The organism is Microbaculum marinum (genome assembly GCF_037855135.1).
Classification (GTDB): domain Bacteria; phylum Pseudomonadota; class Alphaproteobacteria; order Rhizobiales; family Tepidamorphaceae; genus Microbaculum; species Microbaculum marinum.
In genome coordinates this window covers 500193-515320 of the sequence record NZ_JAZHOF010000003.1, presented here as the reverse complement: position 1 = coordinate 515320, position 15128 = coordinate 500193, and the positions used below count along the sequence as shown (strand labels likewise).

Here is a 15128-nt window from a genome sequence, read left to right as displayed (position 1 = left end):
CAGCCGCTTTGCCCGAGCGGACCCTGGCGTCAGGCCTTCGCCCTGGACCGGTCGCTGGCCAGCAGTTCGGCCACGCGCTCGGCGGGCAGCGCGCCGCCGAAGTGGTGGCCTTGCGCCTCCAGGCAGCCGTCGGCGATGAGCGGCCCGATCTGGTCCTGCATCTCGATGCCTTCGGCCGTCGTCGAAAGGCTCAGCGCGCTCGCCAGATGGATGATGGCGCGCACCATGGCGGCGGCCTCCTCGGAGACCAGCATCTGCGAGGTGAAGCTCCGGTCGATCTTCAGCCGGTCGAAGTGAAGCTCGCGCAGGTGGTGAAGGCTCGAATTGCCGGCGCCGAAATCGTCGAGCGCGATCCGGATGCCGGCATTGCGCAGGCCCGACAGGGTCCGGCGCGCGATCTCGAAGTCGCGAACGAGCGCGTTCTCCGTCAGTTCGATCTCGAGCCTGTCGGCGGTCAGGCCGCTGCGGCCCAGCGCCTTCAGGATGCGCAGGACGAGGGAGGGATCGCTTATCTCGGCCGGCGAGATGTTGAACGACAGGAAAATGTCCTTCGGCCAGTTCACCGCAACCGCGCAGGCGTTCTCGAGCAGGTAGCCGCTCAGCTTGGGGATGAACCCGCAGTCCTCGGCCACGGAGATGAACTCCTCCGGCGGGATGTCACCCAGTTCCGGGTGGGTCCAGCGGGCCAGCGCCTCGAAGCCGATGATGGACCGGTCGCCGAGCCGGACGATCGGCTGGAAGTGCGAATGAATCGCTCCCTCGTCGACCGCCTTGCGCAATTCCGCCTCGATCCGGGCGCGGCGCATTACCTTCCGATCCATTCCCGCCTCGAAGAAGTGGAACGTTGAGGCGCGCTCGCTCTTGGCGCGGTACAGCGCCACGTCGGCGCGGCGCAGCAGCTCGGTCATCGTCGTCGCATCGTCCGGTGTGACCGCGATGCCGATACCGATGCCGAGATTGATCGACGCGCCGGCGGCCGCGAACGGAATGTCGAGGGCCCCGAGTATGCGCCGGGCCATTCGCGCGATCTGCTCGACCTGCGCCACCGGCCGCGTGAGTATGGCGAACTCGTCGCCGCCCAGCCGGAACACGATGCTGTCGGAATCGACGGCTGCCGACATGCGCCGGGCGAAGTCGACCAGCAGGTCGTCGCCGGCCTGGTGGCCGTAGACGTCGTTGATCGGCTTGAACCGGTTCAGGTCGATGAGCATGAAGCCGCGCTTGGCGTCCGGCGTGGCGCGGAGCAGGGCGTCGGCCAGTTCGACCTCGAGCCGGCGCCGGTTGGGCAGCCCGGTGAGGGCGTCGGCGTTGGCCAGGTGACGGGCGCGGCTTTCGGCAGCCTTCCTGGCCGAGATCTCGCTGCGAAGATCCGCGACGCGGCGCCAGGAAAAGACGACCAGCGCAGCAGTAGCGACGAAACCGAAGGTCAGGAGTTCGTCGAGTTCGTAGTCCTCGTGCGCGCGACTGTACTCGTAGAACCTGTCGAACGCGTCCAACCAGATGCCCAGCGCCGTGACGAACACGGCGAATACACCGATGACCGCCAGATCGCGAAAGAGGCGATTTCGTGAATTGTCGTCGTTGGGAATGCGAAATGGCATTGGTCGATTGCCGGGACTGCCCGCCTCGAAAAATCAGTTGGCTTATGTCTAACGCAAACTAAGTGAAATGGGATTGCCAAATTGCAAATTTGTTGCCTCTGCGATTCGTCCGCGGGAGATGACAAAGCGGGGCGGGCTTGCTAAGTGCGGGCCAGTTTACTCGAACAGACCCCTCCAAGCCGTTCCCACCAGGGTCACCGGACCTGCCGTCCATGCCAGATTTGTTGCTCGAGCTGTTTTCGGAAGAAATCCCCGCACGCATGCAGGCGCGCGCGGCGGAGGACCTGCGGAAGCTTGTCACCGACGCCCTCGTCGACGCCGGTCTCGTCTACGAGGCCGCCCGTGCCTTCGTCACGCCGCGGCGGCTGACGCTCAACGTCACCGGCGTTCCGGCCAGGAGCCCCGACAGCCGCGAGGAACGCAAGGGGCCGCGCGTCGGCGCGCCCGAGCAGGCGCTGGCGGGATTCCTGAAGGCCGCGGGACTGGCCTCGATCGACCAGGCGACGGTGCAGAGCGACCCGAAGAAGGGCGACTTTTACGTCGCCGTCCTCGAGAAGCCGGGCCGGGATGCCAAGGACGTCATCGCCGAAATCGTTCCCGACGTGATCCGCCGCTTTCCGTGGCCCAAGTCGATGCGCTGGGGATCCGGGTGGCTGCGCTGGGTGCGGCCGCTGCAGTCCATCCTGTGCGTGTTCGGGCCGGAGACCGAAGACACCGACGTGGTCGAGTTCGAGGTCGACGGCATCCGCTCGGGTCGGTCCACCCGCGGCCACCGCTTCATGGCCCCGGAGACGTTCGAGGTGCGCCGCTTCGACGACTACGTCGAGAAGCTGGAAAATGCCTTCGTCGTCCTCGATTCGGCGCGGCGCATGGACATCATCCGCGGCGATGCGGGAACCCTGGCGTTCGCCCAGGGGCTCGAGGTGGTCGAGGACGAGGGGCTGGTCGCCGAGGTGGCAGGGCTCGTCGAATGGCCAACGGTGCTGATGGGCACCTTCGATCCCGCCTTCCTGGCGATCCCGCCGGAGGTGGTGCGCCTGACGATCCGCGCCAACCAGAAATGCTTCGTGCTGAGAGACGCCTCGACGGGCGAACTGGCCAACCGCTTTCTGCTGGTCTCCAACCTGGTCGCCGAGGACGGCGGGGCGGAGATCATCGCCGGCAACGGCCGCGTCATTGCCGCGCGCCTGTCGGACGCCCGCTTCTTCTTCGACACCGACCGCAGGGTGAAGCTCGAGGAGCAGGCAAAGAAGCTCCACAACATCATCTTCCACGAAAAGCTCGGCACCCAGGCGGAGCGTGTCGAGCGGGTCGCCCGGTTGGCGCGCGAGCTGGCGCCGCTGGTCGGCGCCGATCCCGAGCTTGCCGAACGCGCGGCGCGCCTCGCCAAGGCCGACCTCGTCACCGAGATGGTCGGCGAGTTCCCCGAACTGCAGGGCGTCATGGGGCGCTACTACGCGCTCGACCAGGGTGAGGACCCGCAGGTCGCCGACGCGATCCGCGACCACTACCGGCCGGCCGGGGCGGGCGACGAGGTGCCGACGGCCCCGGTGTCGATGGCCGTCGCTCTTGCCGACAGGCTCGACATGCTGGCCGGCTTCTGGGCCATCGACGAGAAGCCGACGGGGTCAAAGGATCCCTACGCACTGCGAAGGGCGGCGCTCGGCGTCATCCGCACCGTGTTGCAGAATCAGCTTCGGCTGCACCTGCATTCGATCTTCGTGATGCTCGCCTACCGGATCGAATCGCAGATTTCGGCGGACGAGGCGCTGGCGCAGGCGATCGACTCGACGATTGCCACCCATGGCCTGAGCCTGAGCGCCGAGCTGCATGAACGGATCGCCGACGAGATCAGCCGCACGCATCAGCCCAATGGCCGCAAGACGGCGGCAAGCGCAGCAGACCTCCTCGTCTTCTTTGCCGACCGCCTGAAGGTCCAGTTGCGGGACGAGGGCGCGCGGCACGATCTGGTCGATGCCGTCTTCGCCCTTCCGGGCCAGGACGACCTGCTCATGATCGTCCGCCGCGTCGAGGCGCTTGCGGCGTTCCTCGACAGCGAGGACGGGGCGAGCCTGCTCACCGCCTACCGGCGCGCCGCCAACATCCTGCGGATCGAGGAGAAGAAGGACGGCCGCTCCCATGCCGGTTATCCCGACCAGGGCGCTTTCGCCCAGGACGAGGAGCGCCAGCTCTTCACGCGGATCGAGGAGGTCGGCTCGGAGGTCGAAGCGGCGCTGCGCGTCGAGGATTTCGCCGCCGCCATGGCGGCGCTGGCGAGGCTGCGCGGGCCGGTAGATACGTTCTTCGAAGCGGTGACGGTGAACGCCGAGGACCCGGCGCTGCGCGACAACCGCCTGCGCCTGCTCTCGCAGATACGCGGCAGCATCGACCGGGTCGCGGATTTCTCCCGGATCGAAAGTCACTAGGAATATTCGGTCACGCCCGGGGGAACCCCGTCGAGCGTCCGGCGTTCAAGGCCATGCCGGCCGTCCTGGCGGGCGGTGTAGAATTATGTGCGCTTGCGTGATTCGATCACGCGAAACCCGGAGGCAACGCCCATGACCGTCGATATCGTCACCCTGCAGCCGCTTGTCGCGCTGATCGCAGGCATCCTCATCCTGATCATGCCGCGCCTGCTCAACTATGTCGTCGCCTTCTACCTGATCCTGGTCGGCGTGCTCGGGCTGATCGGGCACTTCAACTAGCTGGAGCATGCGTCGCGCTCACTGCGGGCGGACATAGGCCGATTTCGCCGCTGCCGCCTGCCCCTCGAAGAAGGTGACACAGGCGGCGCGGTCGATCCTGGAGGGAAACCCGCGAACGACACCGCGGGCGCAGGCGAAATGGTAGTTCGACGGCAGGTCGAAGTACTTTGCGCAGGCCCGTTCCTCAAGGCCGTTCCGGAAGCCGCCGAGCATGCCTGCCACGCAGAACCGCAGGTCGGGGCGGCTGTCGAATATGTCGGCGCCCGCCGACGCCGGCAGGAGACAGGCGGCGACCACCAGGGAGATTTGAGCGTATTTCATCGCGCTCTCCGTGTCGGACCGGCCGGTAGCAGGCGGCAACGCGAGAGGTCCCTGCCGCCTTATGCCCGGTGGATCGAGCGTAAGCGCAATATGTGCGCTTTTGCAAGAGGCGGCTCAACCCGCGGCACGCGCGCCGCGGCCGGGTCGTCAACCGAAGATTAACCATGTTTGTCCTGCCGGGCCGACCCCCGATACCGGCCGACCCGGGGAATCTTGCATTGCAACATTGAAACGCGTCCCGATTTGGGCGATTTGGATGGCGCCCGGGCCGGGACCGGGGAATCTGGAGACGGAGCGTCATGGCGAAATGGGTGTACACCTTCGGCGACGGCAAAGCCGAAGGCGCGGCGGACATGCGGGACTTGCTGGGCGGCAAGGGCGCAAACCTGGCCGAGATGTCGAGTCTGGGCCTGCCGGTGCCGCCGGGCTTCACGATCACCACGGAGGTCTGCACCTGGTACTATGCCAACGGCCAAGCTTATCCCGATGACCTGAAGGGCCAGGTCGACGAGGCGCTGTCCCACGTCGGTCGCCTGGTCGGGCGGGGCTTCGGCGACGCCGACAATCCGCTGCTGGTCTCCGTGCGCTCCGGCGCCCGCGCATCCATGCCCGGAATGATGGACACGGTGCTCAATCTCGGTCTCAACGACGTGACCGTAGAGGCGCTCGCCGCGCGTGCCGGCGACCGGCGCTTCGCCTACGATTCCTACCGCCGCTTCATCCAGATGTACTCAAACGTGGTGCTCGGTCTCGACCACCACAATTTCGAGGACATCCTCGAAATCTACAAGGAAACGAACGGCCACGAGCTCGACACCGACCTCTCCTCGCAGGACTGGCAGGAGATCGTCAGGCAGTACAAGACGCGGGTCGAGGAAGAGCTCGGCGAGCCGTTCCCGCAGGATCCCTCGGCGCAGCTTTGGGGCGCCATCGGCGCCGTGTTCGGCTCCTGGCGCAACCAGCGCGCCAATACCTACCGCCGGCTGCACAACATCCCGGAGAGCTGGGGAACGGCCGTCAACGTCCAGGCGATGGTGTTTGGCAACATGGGCGAGACGTCCGCGACAGGCGTCGCCTTCACCCGCAATCCCTCGACCGGCGAGAATTCCCTGTATGGCGAGTTCCTGGTGAATGCGCAGGGCGAGGACGTCGTCGCGGGTATCCGCACGCCGCAGGACCTGACCGAGGCCGCCCGCGTCGCCGCCGGCTCGAGCAAGTCGTCGCTCGAGAGCCTGATGCCGGAATCCTTCGCCGAGTTCAACCGGATCTGCGGCATCCTCGAGACCCACTACCGCGACATGCAGGACCTCGAGTTCACCATCGAGCAGGGCAAGCTGTGGATGCTGCAGACCCGCGCCGGCAAGCGCACCGCAAAGGCGGCGCTGCGGGTCGCCGTGGAGATGGCCGAGGAGGGCCTGGTGACGCCCGAGGAGGCGGTCAGGCGGATTGATCCCGCCGCGCTCGACCAGCTTCTGCACCCGACGATCGCGCCGAACGCCGAGCGCAACGCCATCGCCCGCGGCCTGCCGGCCTCGCCGGGCGCCGCCCAGGGCGAGATCGTGTTCGATGCCGACACCGCCGAGAAGATGCGCGCCGACGGCCATGCGGTCATCCTGGTCCGCGTCGAGACGAGCCCGGAGGACATCCACGGCATGCACGCCGCCGAGGGGATCCTGACGACCCGCGGCGGCATGACGAGCCATGCGGCCGTCGTCGCCCGCGGCATGGGCAAGCCCTGCGTCTCCGGCGCCGGGATGATCCGCGTCGACTATGCCAGGGGGACGATGGTCGCCGGCGGCACGACCCTGAGGAAGGGCGACGTCATCACCATCGACGGCGCCACCGGCGAGGTGCTGCTCGGCAAGGTGCCGATGCAGCAGCCCGAGCTGTCCGGCGAGTTCGCCAGCCTGATGAAGTTCGCCGACGGGACGCGTCGCATGAAGGTGCGCGCCAACGCCGAGACGCCGGCGGATGCCCGCACCGCGCGGGAGTTCGGCGCGGAGGGCATCGGCCTGTGCCGCACCGAGCACATGTTCTTCGAGGAGGGCCGGATCGTCGCCGTTCGCGAGATGATCCTGGCCGACGCCGAATCCGGCCGCCGCGCCGCCCTGGCGAAGATCCTGCCGATGCAGCGGCAGGATTTCCGCGAGCTGTTCGAGATCATGGCGGGCCTGCCGGTGACGATCCGGCTGCTCGATCCGCCGCTGCACGAATTCCTGCCGCACGAGGAGGAGGATCTCGCCGAGGTGGCTGCCTCGATCGGCGCCGACATCGAGAAGCTGCGGGCCCGGGTGCAGGACATGCACGAGTTCAACCCGATGCTCGGCCATCGCGGCTGCCGGCTCGGCATCACCTACCCGGAAATCTACGAGATGCAGGCCCGCGCGATCTTCGAGGCCGCCATCGAGGCCGCTGACAAGACCGGCAGCCCGGTGACCCCCGAAATCATGGTGCCGTTGGTGGCGACGCGTGAGGAGCTCGATGTGCTCAAGCAGCGCATCGTCGCTGTCGCCGAGGCCGTGAACCGCGAGAAGGGCACGGCGATCGAGTACCAGATCGGGACCATGATCGAGCTGCCGCGGGCAGCGCTGCGCGCCGCCGAGATCGCCGAAACCGCCGAGTTCTTCTCGTTCGGCACCAACGACCTGACGCAGACGACGTTCGGGATCAGCCGCGACGATTCCGCCCGCTTCCTGGCCGAATACGTGGAGAAGGGCCTGCTCCCGGTCGACCCGTTCGTCACCCTCGATCGCGATGGCGTCGGCGAACTGGTCCGCACCGCCGCCGAGCGCGGGCGCAGCACGCGTCCGGGCATCAAGCTCGGCATCTGCGGCGAGCATGGCGGCGACCCGGACTCCATCGCGTTCTGCGAGACCATCGGTCTCGACTACGTCTCCTGTTCGCCCTATCGCGTGCCGATCGCCCGGCTCGCCGCCGCACAGGCCGCCCTCGGCGACACCATCGAGCGGGACCGGTAGCGGGTCCCGCCGGTCGCCGCAGCCAAGCTCTTTCGCGGGATTTCTTAGTTAAGCGAACTTAAAGGATTTGCCGTCACCTTCGTCTTGCAGCGGGGAGGAGGGATGCCCTGCGCTTCCGTGACCGTCGATACAGCGGCGCGGATGGAGATGCTTTTGCGTTCACTTGACGGAGTAGGCGTAGTGCGGAGTATCGCGGCGCTATTCGGGGGACACCGCGTACGGGCGTTCCGCCCTTACATCTTCGCCGTAACGGCATTGCTGGCTTCAACGGTGCAGGCGGCCTACCAGGACGCCGGTGCCCTGGTCGACCTGGAAACCGCTTCCGTCCCGCGCTGGAAGGCGACGCTCGTTGCGAGCCCCTACGGCTCCGAGCACAGCCCGCAGATCGCGCTGCCGCTCGGCAACGCCGCACCGATCGTCGACCGGCCGATCGGGCTGAGCCTCGGCAGCCTCGGCATGCCCAGCGACACGGTGGTGATCGCGCCCTCTCACGAGGACGCCGACGCGATCGTCACGGGATCCTTCGAGGCCGACAGCGAGGCGCCCGCATTTCCCGAAGTCGTCCGCGAGGGCAAGGGCGACCTGCTGATGAGCCGGGCCGGCAGGCCGGAGCGCTTCGATATCGATCCCGACGCGGGCGGTCTGGTGCGCAAGCCGCGTCTGATGATCGAGCCGCCGAAGGAATCGGACCGGGAGATGATCCATTCCTTCCGCAAGGTGGAGCCGCCGACCAACGGCAAGCCGATCATGGTCGCCTCGCTCGACCCGACGGCCGGGCTCAGCCACGTCATCGCCTTCCAGCCGCTGCTGACCTCGCCGCTCGAGGACGTCTGGCGTGGCCGCATCGAGATCCAGGACTACGACCGCGACCGCCACTGCCTGGCGACCGCCATCTATTTCGAGGCGCGCGGAGAGAGCATTTCCGGACAGAAGGCCGTCGCGCAGGTCATCCTCAACCGGGTGCTGGACTACCGGTATCCCGACACCGTTTGCGGCGTCGTCTTCCAGAACCAGACCTGGCGCAACCGCTGCCAGTTCTCCTTTGCCTGCGACGGCCGGCCGGAGCGCATCAGCGACAAGGGCTCCTGGGCGACCGCTGTGAAGATCGCCGAGGAAGCGCTCGACGGCGACTACTTCATGGAAGACATCGGCGAGGCGACCCACTACCACGCGACCTACGTGCAGCCGCGCTGGAGCCGCTACCTGAACAAGGTCGAACGGGTCGGCACCCACATCTTCTACCAGCTGCGCCCCGGCCAGCGCTGACGCCGCACACTCCGGGCGGGACCATCGTCCTGCTCAGTCCGGTACGTCGCCGGCGCCCCGGGCGACCACCGCGAACCTGTCGGCAAGCGCGGCCAGCGCCGCCTCGTGCAGCGACTGGGCCGGTACCGCAGCCCCGCCTGTCGGCGACGGCAGGTCGCGGGTCGCGCAGGCCGAGGCAACCACCGTCGAGAACAGTCCCAGATCGACCGCCGCACGCACTGTCGCGCTGACGCACATGTGCGTCATGAACCCCGTCACGACCAACTGTTTGACTCCAAGCTCGTCGACGAGGCTCTTCAGGTTGGTGCCGGCAAACGCATTCGGCAGCGACTTTCCCACCACCGGCTCGTCCGCCAGCGGCGTCAGCGGGTCGACAATCTGTCCGGGCCGCGCCTGTGCGTCGAACAGTCCGCCGGGCTGTCCCATGTGCCGTAAATGGATCACCGGACGTCCGCCCGCCCGCGCACGCTCCAGCAGATGGCCGATCTCCGCCACCGCCGGCTGGACGCCGGGCAGCGCCAGCGTTCCGTCGAGATACTCGTTCTGCGCATCGATGATCAGAAGTGCCGCCTGCGACAGCGGCACCGGCGCGAGGTTGGCGCCGGCGAGCGCCAGCAGGGTCTTTGGGTCGGACATTGTTGTACACCGGTTGGTCTGTAGTGGATCCTATAGCAGAACGTGCGCTGATTGCTCACGTCCGACCGTCTCACGGATTCCCGCCTCGGCGGTATGCAGGGTGAACGCGTTGCGGCGGGCTTTCGCCGGATCCCGCTCGGGAAAGTCGGCGCGCCGGTGGACGCCGCGGCTCTCCGAGCGCACCAGCGCCGCGTAGGCGATGAGGCGTGCCGCCGTGATCATGTTGCGGAAACCGTGCGACGCGCCGCCCTCGCGCTCGATCGCGGCTATTTCCGCAAGTGCCGTGACAAGGCCGGCGCGCGTCCGCCGGGGACCGACGTTCCCGCTCATCAGGGTGCGCAGGCGCGCGATCGCCGGGCCCTCGAGGAAAAGTCCGGGAAACGGGGCATCCGACAGCGTCTCCGCCCGCGGCATGGCGACCGGCGCCGGGTAGATGCGGCGCACGTCCTCGGCGGTGCGGGCCGCAAAGACGAGAGCTTCCAGAAACGGATTGGCCGCAAGGCAGTCGGCGCCATGCACGCCGGTCGCGGCGACCTCGCCGCAGGCCGACAGGCCGTCGATGCTGGTGCGCCCGCTGGCATCCGCGAGGACGCCGCCGATGTGAAACTGCGCGGCGGTGGCGCTGAACGTCACGAACTCGGCATCCGCAACGAGGGCGCCGGCCCGCGCGGCGGCCGCAAGACCCTGGCCGTGCGCCTCGACGGGATTCGTGGTTTCCGCATAGAGCGACGCGATGCCGCCCGAGGCGAGGATCACGGCCCGGGCGCCGAGCCGGATCTCCGAGGCACCGGCAGCCGGATCGTCGGCAATCGCGATCAGGCCGCCGATCCGGCTGCCGTCCCTGGTCAGGCTCTCCAGCGCGTAACCTTCGATCACCCGCACGGAGGGGGTGGCCGCGACGGCGGCATGCAGCGCCGCCGTGATCTCGGCCCCGGTCATGCCCTCTTCCACGCCATGGGCGGCAAGGTCGCTGATCCGGTCCGGCGCCTCGCGCGCCATCAGCGCGACGACATGCGCATCGGCGAGGCCGGCGCCCGCCTCGATGGTTTCGGCGGCAAGGGTTTCGGGCGACGACTTCCCGGAGAACAGGCCCTCCAGCGGCCGGAGAGGGGCGGCAGCCGTTCCCGCCTTGCCCTCGACCGGATGCGGTGTCACCAGCGTGACGGGCCGCGGCGCCATCTTCAGCGCGCAGAACAGGCCGGCCGGCCCGCCGCCGACAATGACGATGTCGTCCGAAACCGACAGATCCTGTGCAGCCCGGTGCATGGCAATTCCCCGCCTGGAATCCGGCGCCGCATGGTGATGCGGTCGTCTGGAGCGCCGGCGCGCCGTTACACCAGCCGCTGGCGTTCCAGCCTCATTCTTTCGCCAAGGGATCCCGGGCTGTCGAGGGTTTTCGATCGGCGCCGGTGGATCACGTGTGGACAAGAGGCGAGGCGATGCCGGCGCCTGCACCGTCTCTGCATGTCGATCCGAAGGTATCGAGACGCTGACGCGTGTCCGGACTAGCCGTCGAAACGCACCGCGACCCGGCCCATCCTGCCGTAGTCTCCGGATACCGTGCTCCCGGCGGCTGCGGGGACAACGCCGAGGCAGGTGCCCGTCGACACCCAGTCGCCGGCCTTCAGGCCGGTACCGCGCACCGCCAGCGCGTTGGCGAGCCAGGCGAGCGCCTTGAGCGGGTGGCCGAGCACGTTGCTGCCGTGGCCTGCATTGGTTTCCTCCTCGCCGACGAAGCCGCGCACCGGTGTCCCGGCGAGGTCCGCATCCCGCCAGCCGTCGATCCTCGGACCATGGACGAAAGCGACGTTGAGAGCGAAATCGGCGATCGCCTCGTTCACCGACGGAAACCCGTCGCCGCGGACACGCCGGCCGACGATCTCCAGCGCCGGGTGGCAGGCGCCGACCAGGTCGGCCACGGACTGGTCGTCGTAGTCCGACTTGACGGCGGGCTGGTCGGTTGAGATCCGGAAGGCATACTCGCATTCGACGCCCAGCGTTCCCTCGACGAAGGGCAGGGAGCTGCCGCCCTCATGGACACGGGGTGCGAACAGCGGCCCGAAGAAGGGACCGTCGCATCCCATGATCGCCTGCGCCTCGCGGCTGGTCGCGCCGATCTTCCAGCCGGCGACCGGCTCGCCCATCGCGGCCGCCGCCGCTGCCTGGATTTCCTCGGCGGCGCCGGAGCCGGCCGGCGGCCACCCGGCCGGGGCTGCCATCATGGTGCCGCGCCTGCGCGCGGACGCCACTGCCGCGCCGATCTCGGCGGCCGAATTTCCCGTCATTGGTCTTCCCTCCCGCCTGAACTTGCAGATACAAAGAAGTATCTGATTTGCTAATGGCTGCCATGATGAAAATCGATTATGTCGGCCATTGGAAGACGACTATTGTGGCGAAACAGTTTTCGCGTCGATCCGGTCGCGGCCGACCGCAGGCCTGTCTGGCCGCAGAATCGGCCGTCCGGGCCGGCCGGTTGCCCGGACGGCGGAGCCCGGGAGAGGGTGCACAGAATGGCTACATCTACCAGTTCCTCCGGCCTCCAGCGCGGCTGGGGCGGCATCGCGCTCATCGTCATCTGCGGCGGCCTCATTTCGATGCTGGCCTTCGGACCGCGCTCGGCGATGGGGCTGTTCCTGGCGCCGCTGTCGGACCAGCGCGGCTGGGGACGCGAGGTGTTCGCGCTGGCGATCGCCATCCAGAACCTCGTCTGGGGCTTCGGGCAGCCGCTGTTCGGCGCCATTGCCGACCGCTGGGGCGAGGCGCGCGTCATCATCGCCGGCGCGCTGATCTATGCGGCCGGCCTGGCCCTGACCGCCACGGCCGATACGCCGCTGATGCTCACCCTGACCGCCGGCATACTCATCGGCCTCGGCATTTCCGGATCCGCGTTCGCCATCGTCATCTCGGCCTTCGGCAAGCTGCTGCCGGAGGAGAGGCGCTCCTGGGGATTCGGCATCGGCATGGCCGCCGGCTCGCTCGGCCAGTTCGTCTTCGCGCCGCTCGGCCAGGCGTTCATCTCGAACTACGGCTGGCAGAACGCCTTCTACTACATGGCGATCATCATGCTGGCGATCCCGTTCCTGGCGATCGGCCTGAAGGCGCCGGCGGGCGGCCACAAGGCGGCGGTCTCGCAGCAAAGCTTCGGTCAGGCGCTCTCGGAAGCCTTTTCGCACCGCAGCTACGTCCTGCTGACCATCGGTTTCTTCGTCTGCGGCTTCCAGGTCGCCTTCATCACCGTGCACATGCCGGCTTATCTCAACGACGTCGGCATGCCGCCCCAGTACGGGGCGTGGTCGTTGGCGATGATCGGCCTGTTCAACGTCATCGGCGCCTATTCCGCCGGCGTGCTCGGCGGCCGCATCAACAAGCGCTCGATCCTGGTGTGGATCTACCTGCTGCGCGCCGTCGCGATCGCCGCGTTCGTGCTGATCCCGATCACGCCGGCGAGCGTCATGGTCTTCTCGGCGGTCATCGGCATCCTGTGGCTGTCCACGGTGCCCCCGACCTCCGGCCTCGTCGCGGTGATGTTCGGCCCGAAATACATGGGCACCCTGTTCGGCATCGTCTTCCTGAGCCATCAGGTTGGCTCGTTCGCCGGCGTCTATCTGGGCGGTGTGTTCTACGAGATCTACGGCTCCTACGACATGTTCTGGTGGCTAGCGGTCGTGGCCGGCCTGTTCGCGGCGATCATCCACTACCCGATCCGCGAGGCGCCGGTGGCGCGGTTGCAGCCGGCGGGGTAGTAGCGCTTCGCACCCGAATGGTGGTAATTGCTCATATGGTAACTGATATGGTACCATATGAGCAATGAGGGTTGTTGAATATCTCGATCCCCATGGCCGGAGCCCGTTCGCGAGGTGGTTCGGCACTTTGAATGCCCGCGCCGCCGCGAGGATAGCCGTCACGCTGGCCCGTATGGGACAAGGAAATCTGTCTGGCGCCAAGAGCGTCGGCGGAGGCGTTCTCGAATGCCGGCTCGACTACGGGCCGGGCTACCGGGTGTATTTCGGACGAGACGGCGCGGAGCTCGTCATACTGCTTGCAGGCGGCACGAAAAGACGCCAGCAGGCGGATATTGTCCGGGCGCGGGAGCGCTGGCGCGACTGCAGACAACGCAAGAAGGAAATCTAGATGCCACTCACTCGGGAGTTCAAGGAGACCGTCAAGGCGCGAGCCGGAAGCGATGCGGCGTTCCGCTCGGCATTGCTTACCGAGGCCGTGGAACTGCTCCTGGCCGGCGACGTTGCGACGGGCAAAGCCGTCTTGCGGGACTACATCAATGCAACCGTCGGCTTCGAGGATCTGGCCGAAGAGGTGGGGACACCATCGAAGAGTCTGATGCGGATGTTCGGGCCGCGCGGCAACCCGCGCGCCGACAACGTTTTCTCTGTCATTAGCCGGTTGCAGGCCATGACCGGTGTCCGTCTCGCCGTCCGTCCGGACCGGGTCGATGCCTGAGTTTGCCGAGTGGTTGCGATATAGGCGCCACGGCTCGCCGGCAACGGAATCTCTTCGCTTCTGCAAGCCTCCTATATCGCGTCGCCCCTTGCTCCTCCCCGTGCCCCCGCGCTACTAACCCGGCGACACGCGGGTAGGGAGTCATCGCATCATGTCAGACCGGTTTCCGGCAATCCTCGTCTCCAGGGAAGGCGAGAAGGGGCAGAAGGTCGAGAAGACCGACCTCGGCCTCGACGATCTGATGGAGGGCGATGTCGTCGTCTCCGTCGAGCACTCGACGGTCAACTACAAGGACGGCCTCGCCGTCACCGGCAAGGCGCCGGTGGTGCGCCGCTGGCCGATGGTCCCCGGCATCGATTTTGCCGGCACCGTCGATGCCTCCGACAACGACGAGTTCAAGCCCGGCGACAAGGTCGTGCTCAACGGCTGGGGCGTCGGCGAGACGCACTACGGCGGCTTTGCCGGCAAGGCCCGGGTGAAGGGCGACTGGCTGATCCACCTGCCCGACGGCCTGTCGGGTGCGCAGGCGATGGCGATCGGCACGGCGGGCTACACCGCGATGCTCTGCGTGCTGGCGCTGGAGCGGCAGGAGGTCACGCCGGACAAGGGGCCGGTGGTGGTCACCGGCGCCGCCGGCGGCGTCGGCTCGGTGGCGGTATCGATCCTGTCCAAGCTCGGCTACGAGGTCGTCGCCTCGACCGGGCGGGCCGGCGAGGCGGACTACCTGAAGGGCCTCGGCGCTGCCGAGATCATCGGCCGCGACGAACTATCCGGCCAGCCGCGCGCGCTGAACAAGGAGCGCTTCGCCGGAGGCGTCGACGCGGTCGGCTCGACGACGCTCGCCAACGTGCTGTCGATGACGAAGTACGGCGGCTCGGTCGCCGCCTGCGGGCTTGCCGGCGGCATGGACCTGCCCACCACGGTGGCGCCCTTCATCCTGCGCGGCGTCAGCCTGATCGGCGTCGATTCGGTGATGGCGCCGAAGTCGCGCCGCATCGAGGCCTATTCCAGGCTCGTCCGCGACCTCGACCACGACAAGCTCGCCGCGATGACCACGACGATCGGCCTCGACGGAGTCGAGCAGGCGGCGGCCGATATCCTCGCCGGCAAGGTACGCGGCCGCGTGGTGGTGGACATCGCCGCGTAGCGCCCCCCTCCGCCGG

At 67.7% G+C, this 15128-nt stretch carries 13 protein-coding genes; 8 read left to right on the top strand and 5 right to left on the bottom strand.

Annotated elements, in window-relative coordinates; all coding sequences use genetic code 11:
• Nucleotides 1-29 precede the first annotated feature (29 nt).
• Nucleotides 30-1601 (bottom strand): putative bifunctional diguanylate cyclase/phosphodiesterase, encoded by a 1572-nt coding sequence (locus V3328_RS09525; RefSeq protein WP_340329406.1) that lies wholly within the window; start codon nt 1599-1601, stop codon nt 30-32.
• 212 nt (nt 1602-1813) lie between these two features.
• Between V3328_RS09525 and glyS the strand changes: the two genes are divergently transcribed.
• Both glyS and V3328_RS09515 read left to right on the top strand, forming a co-directional pair.
• Nucleotides 1814-4027, top strand: a complete 2214-nt coding sequence (gene glyS, locus V3328_RS09520; RefSeq protein ID WP_340329405.1) for a glycine--tRNA ligase subunit beta — start codon at nt 1814-1816, stop codon at nt 4025-4027.
• 132 nt (nt 4028-4159) lie between these two features.
• A complete protein-coding gene (locus V3328_RS09515) occupies nt 4160-4306 on the top strand; it encodes a DUF3096 domain-containing protein (protein WP_340329404.1) in 147 nt (48 codons plus the stop codon).
• An 18-nt stretch (nt 4307-4324) separates the two neighbouring features.
• Here V3328_RS09515 and V3328_RS09510 read toward each other — a convergent pair whose 3' ends face one another.
• Complete coding sequence (locus tag V3328_RS09510) at nt 4325-4627, bottom strand: hypothetical protein (protein WP_340329403.1); 303 nt, start codon at nt 4625-4627, stop codon at nt 4325-4327.
• Between the two features lie 299 nt (nt 4628-4926).
• Here V3328_RS09510 and ppdK point away from each other — a divergent pair, with 299 nt between their 5' ends.
• Together ppdK and V3328_RS09500 are read left to right on the top strand one after the other, a co-directional pair.
• The gene (gene ppdK / locus V3328_RS09505) at nt 4927-7605 is read left to right on the top strand and encodes a pyruvate, phosphate dikinase (protein ID WP_340329402.1); all 2679 of its coding nucleotides are present in this window, start codon (nt 4927-4929) and stop codon (nt 7603-7605) included.
• A gap of 255 nt (nt 7606-7860) precedes the next feature.
• Nucleotides 7861-8871 carry a cell wall hydrolase gene (locus V3328_RS09500; protein ID WP_340329401.1) on the top strand — a complete coding sequence of 337 codons (1011 nt, stop codon included), beginning with the start codon at nt 7861-7863 and terminating at the stop codon, nt 8869-8871.
• Between the two features lie 33 nt (nt 8872-8904).
• Here V3328_RS09500 and V3328_RS09495 read toward each other — a convergent pair whose 3' ends face one another.
• The 3 genes from V3328_RS09495 to V3328_RS09485 form a co-directional block, all read right to left on the bottom strand.
• Nucleotides 8905-9507 (bottom strand): cysteine hydrolase family protein, encoded by a 603-nt coding sequence (locus tag V3328_RS09495; RefSeq protein ID WP_340329400.1) that lies wholly within the window; start codon nt 9505-9507, stop codon nt 8905-8907.
• Between the two features lie 30 nt (nt 9508-9537).
• Nucleotides 9538-10773 carry an FAD-binding protein gene (locus V3328_RS09490; RefSeq protein WP_340329399.1) on the bottom strand — a complete coding sequence of 412 codons (1236 nt, stop codon included), beginning with the start codon at nt 10771-10773 and terminating at the stop codon, nt 9538-9540.
• 239 nt (nt 10774-11012) lie between these two features.
• Nucleotides 11013-11792 carry a 2-keto-4-pentenoate hydratase gene (locus V3328_RS09485; protein WP_340329398.1) on the bottom strand — a complete coding sequence of 260 codons (780 nt, stop codon included), beginning with the start codon at nt 11790-11792 and terminating at the stop codon, nt 11013-11015.
• A 225-nt stretch (nt 11793-12017) separates the two neighbouring features.
• On the opposite strand from V3328_RS09485, the gene V3328_RS09480 reads away from it, so the two are divergent.
• The 4 genes from V3328_RS09480 to acuI all read left to right on the top strand — a co-directional run bounded on the left by V3328_RS09480 (nt 12018) and on the right by acuI (nt 15112).
• Nucleotides 12018-13250, top strand: coding sequence for an MFS transporter (locus V3328_RS09480; RefSeq protein ID WP_340329397.1), 1233 nt, complete (start codon nt 12018-12020; stop codon nt 13248-13250).
• Between the two features lie 64 nt (nt 13251-13314).
• Nucleotides 13315-13638: a type II toxin-antitoxin system RelE/ParE family toxin gene (locus tag V3328_RS09475; protein WP_340329396.1), complete on the top strand. Its 324-nt coding sequence runs from the start codon at nt 13315-13317 to the stop codon at nt 13636-13638.
• Nucleotides 13639-13965 (top strand): helix-turn-helix domain-containing transcriptional regulator, encoded by a 327-nt coding sequence (locus V3328_RS09470; protein WP_340329395.1) that lies wholly within the window; start codon nt 13639-13641, stop codon nt 13963-13965.
• Between the two features lie 151 nt (nt 13966-14116).
• On the top strand, nt 14117-15112 hold the full coding sequence (acuI, locus tag V3328_RS09465) for an acrylyl-CoA reductase (NADPH) (protein ID WP_340329394.1): 996 nt from the start codon (nt 14117-14119) through the stop codon (nt 15110-15112).
• The last annotated feature ends 16 nt before the right edge of the window (nt 15113-15128 follow it).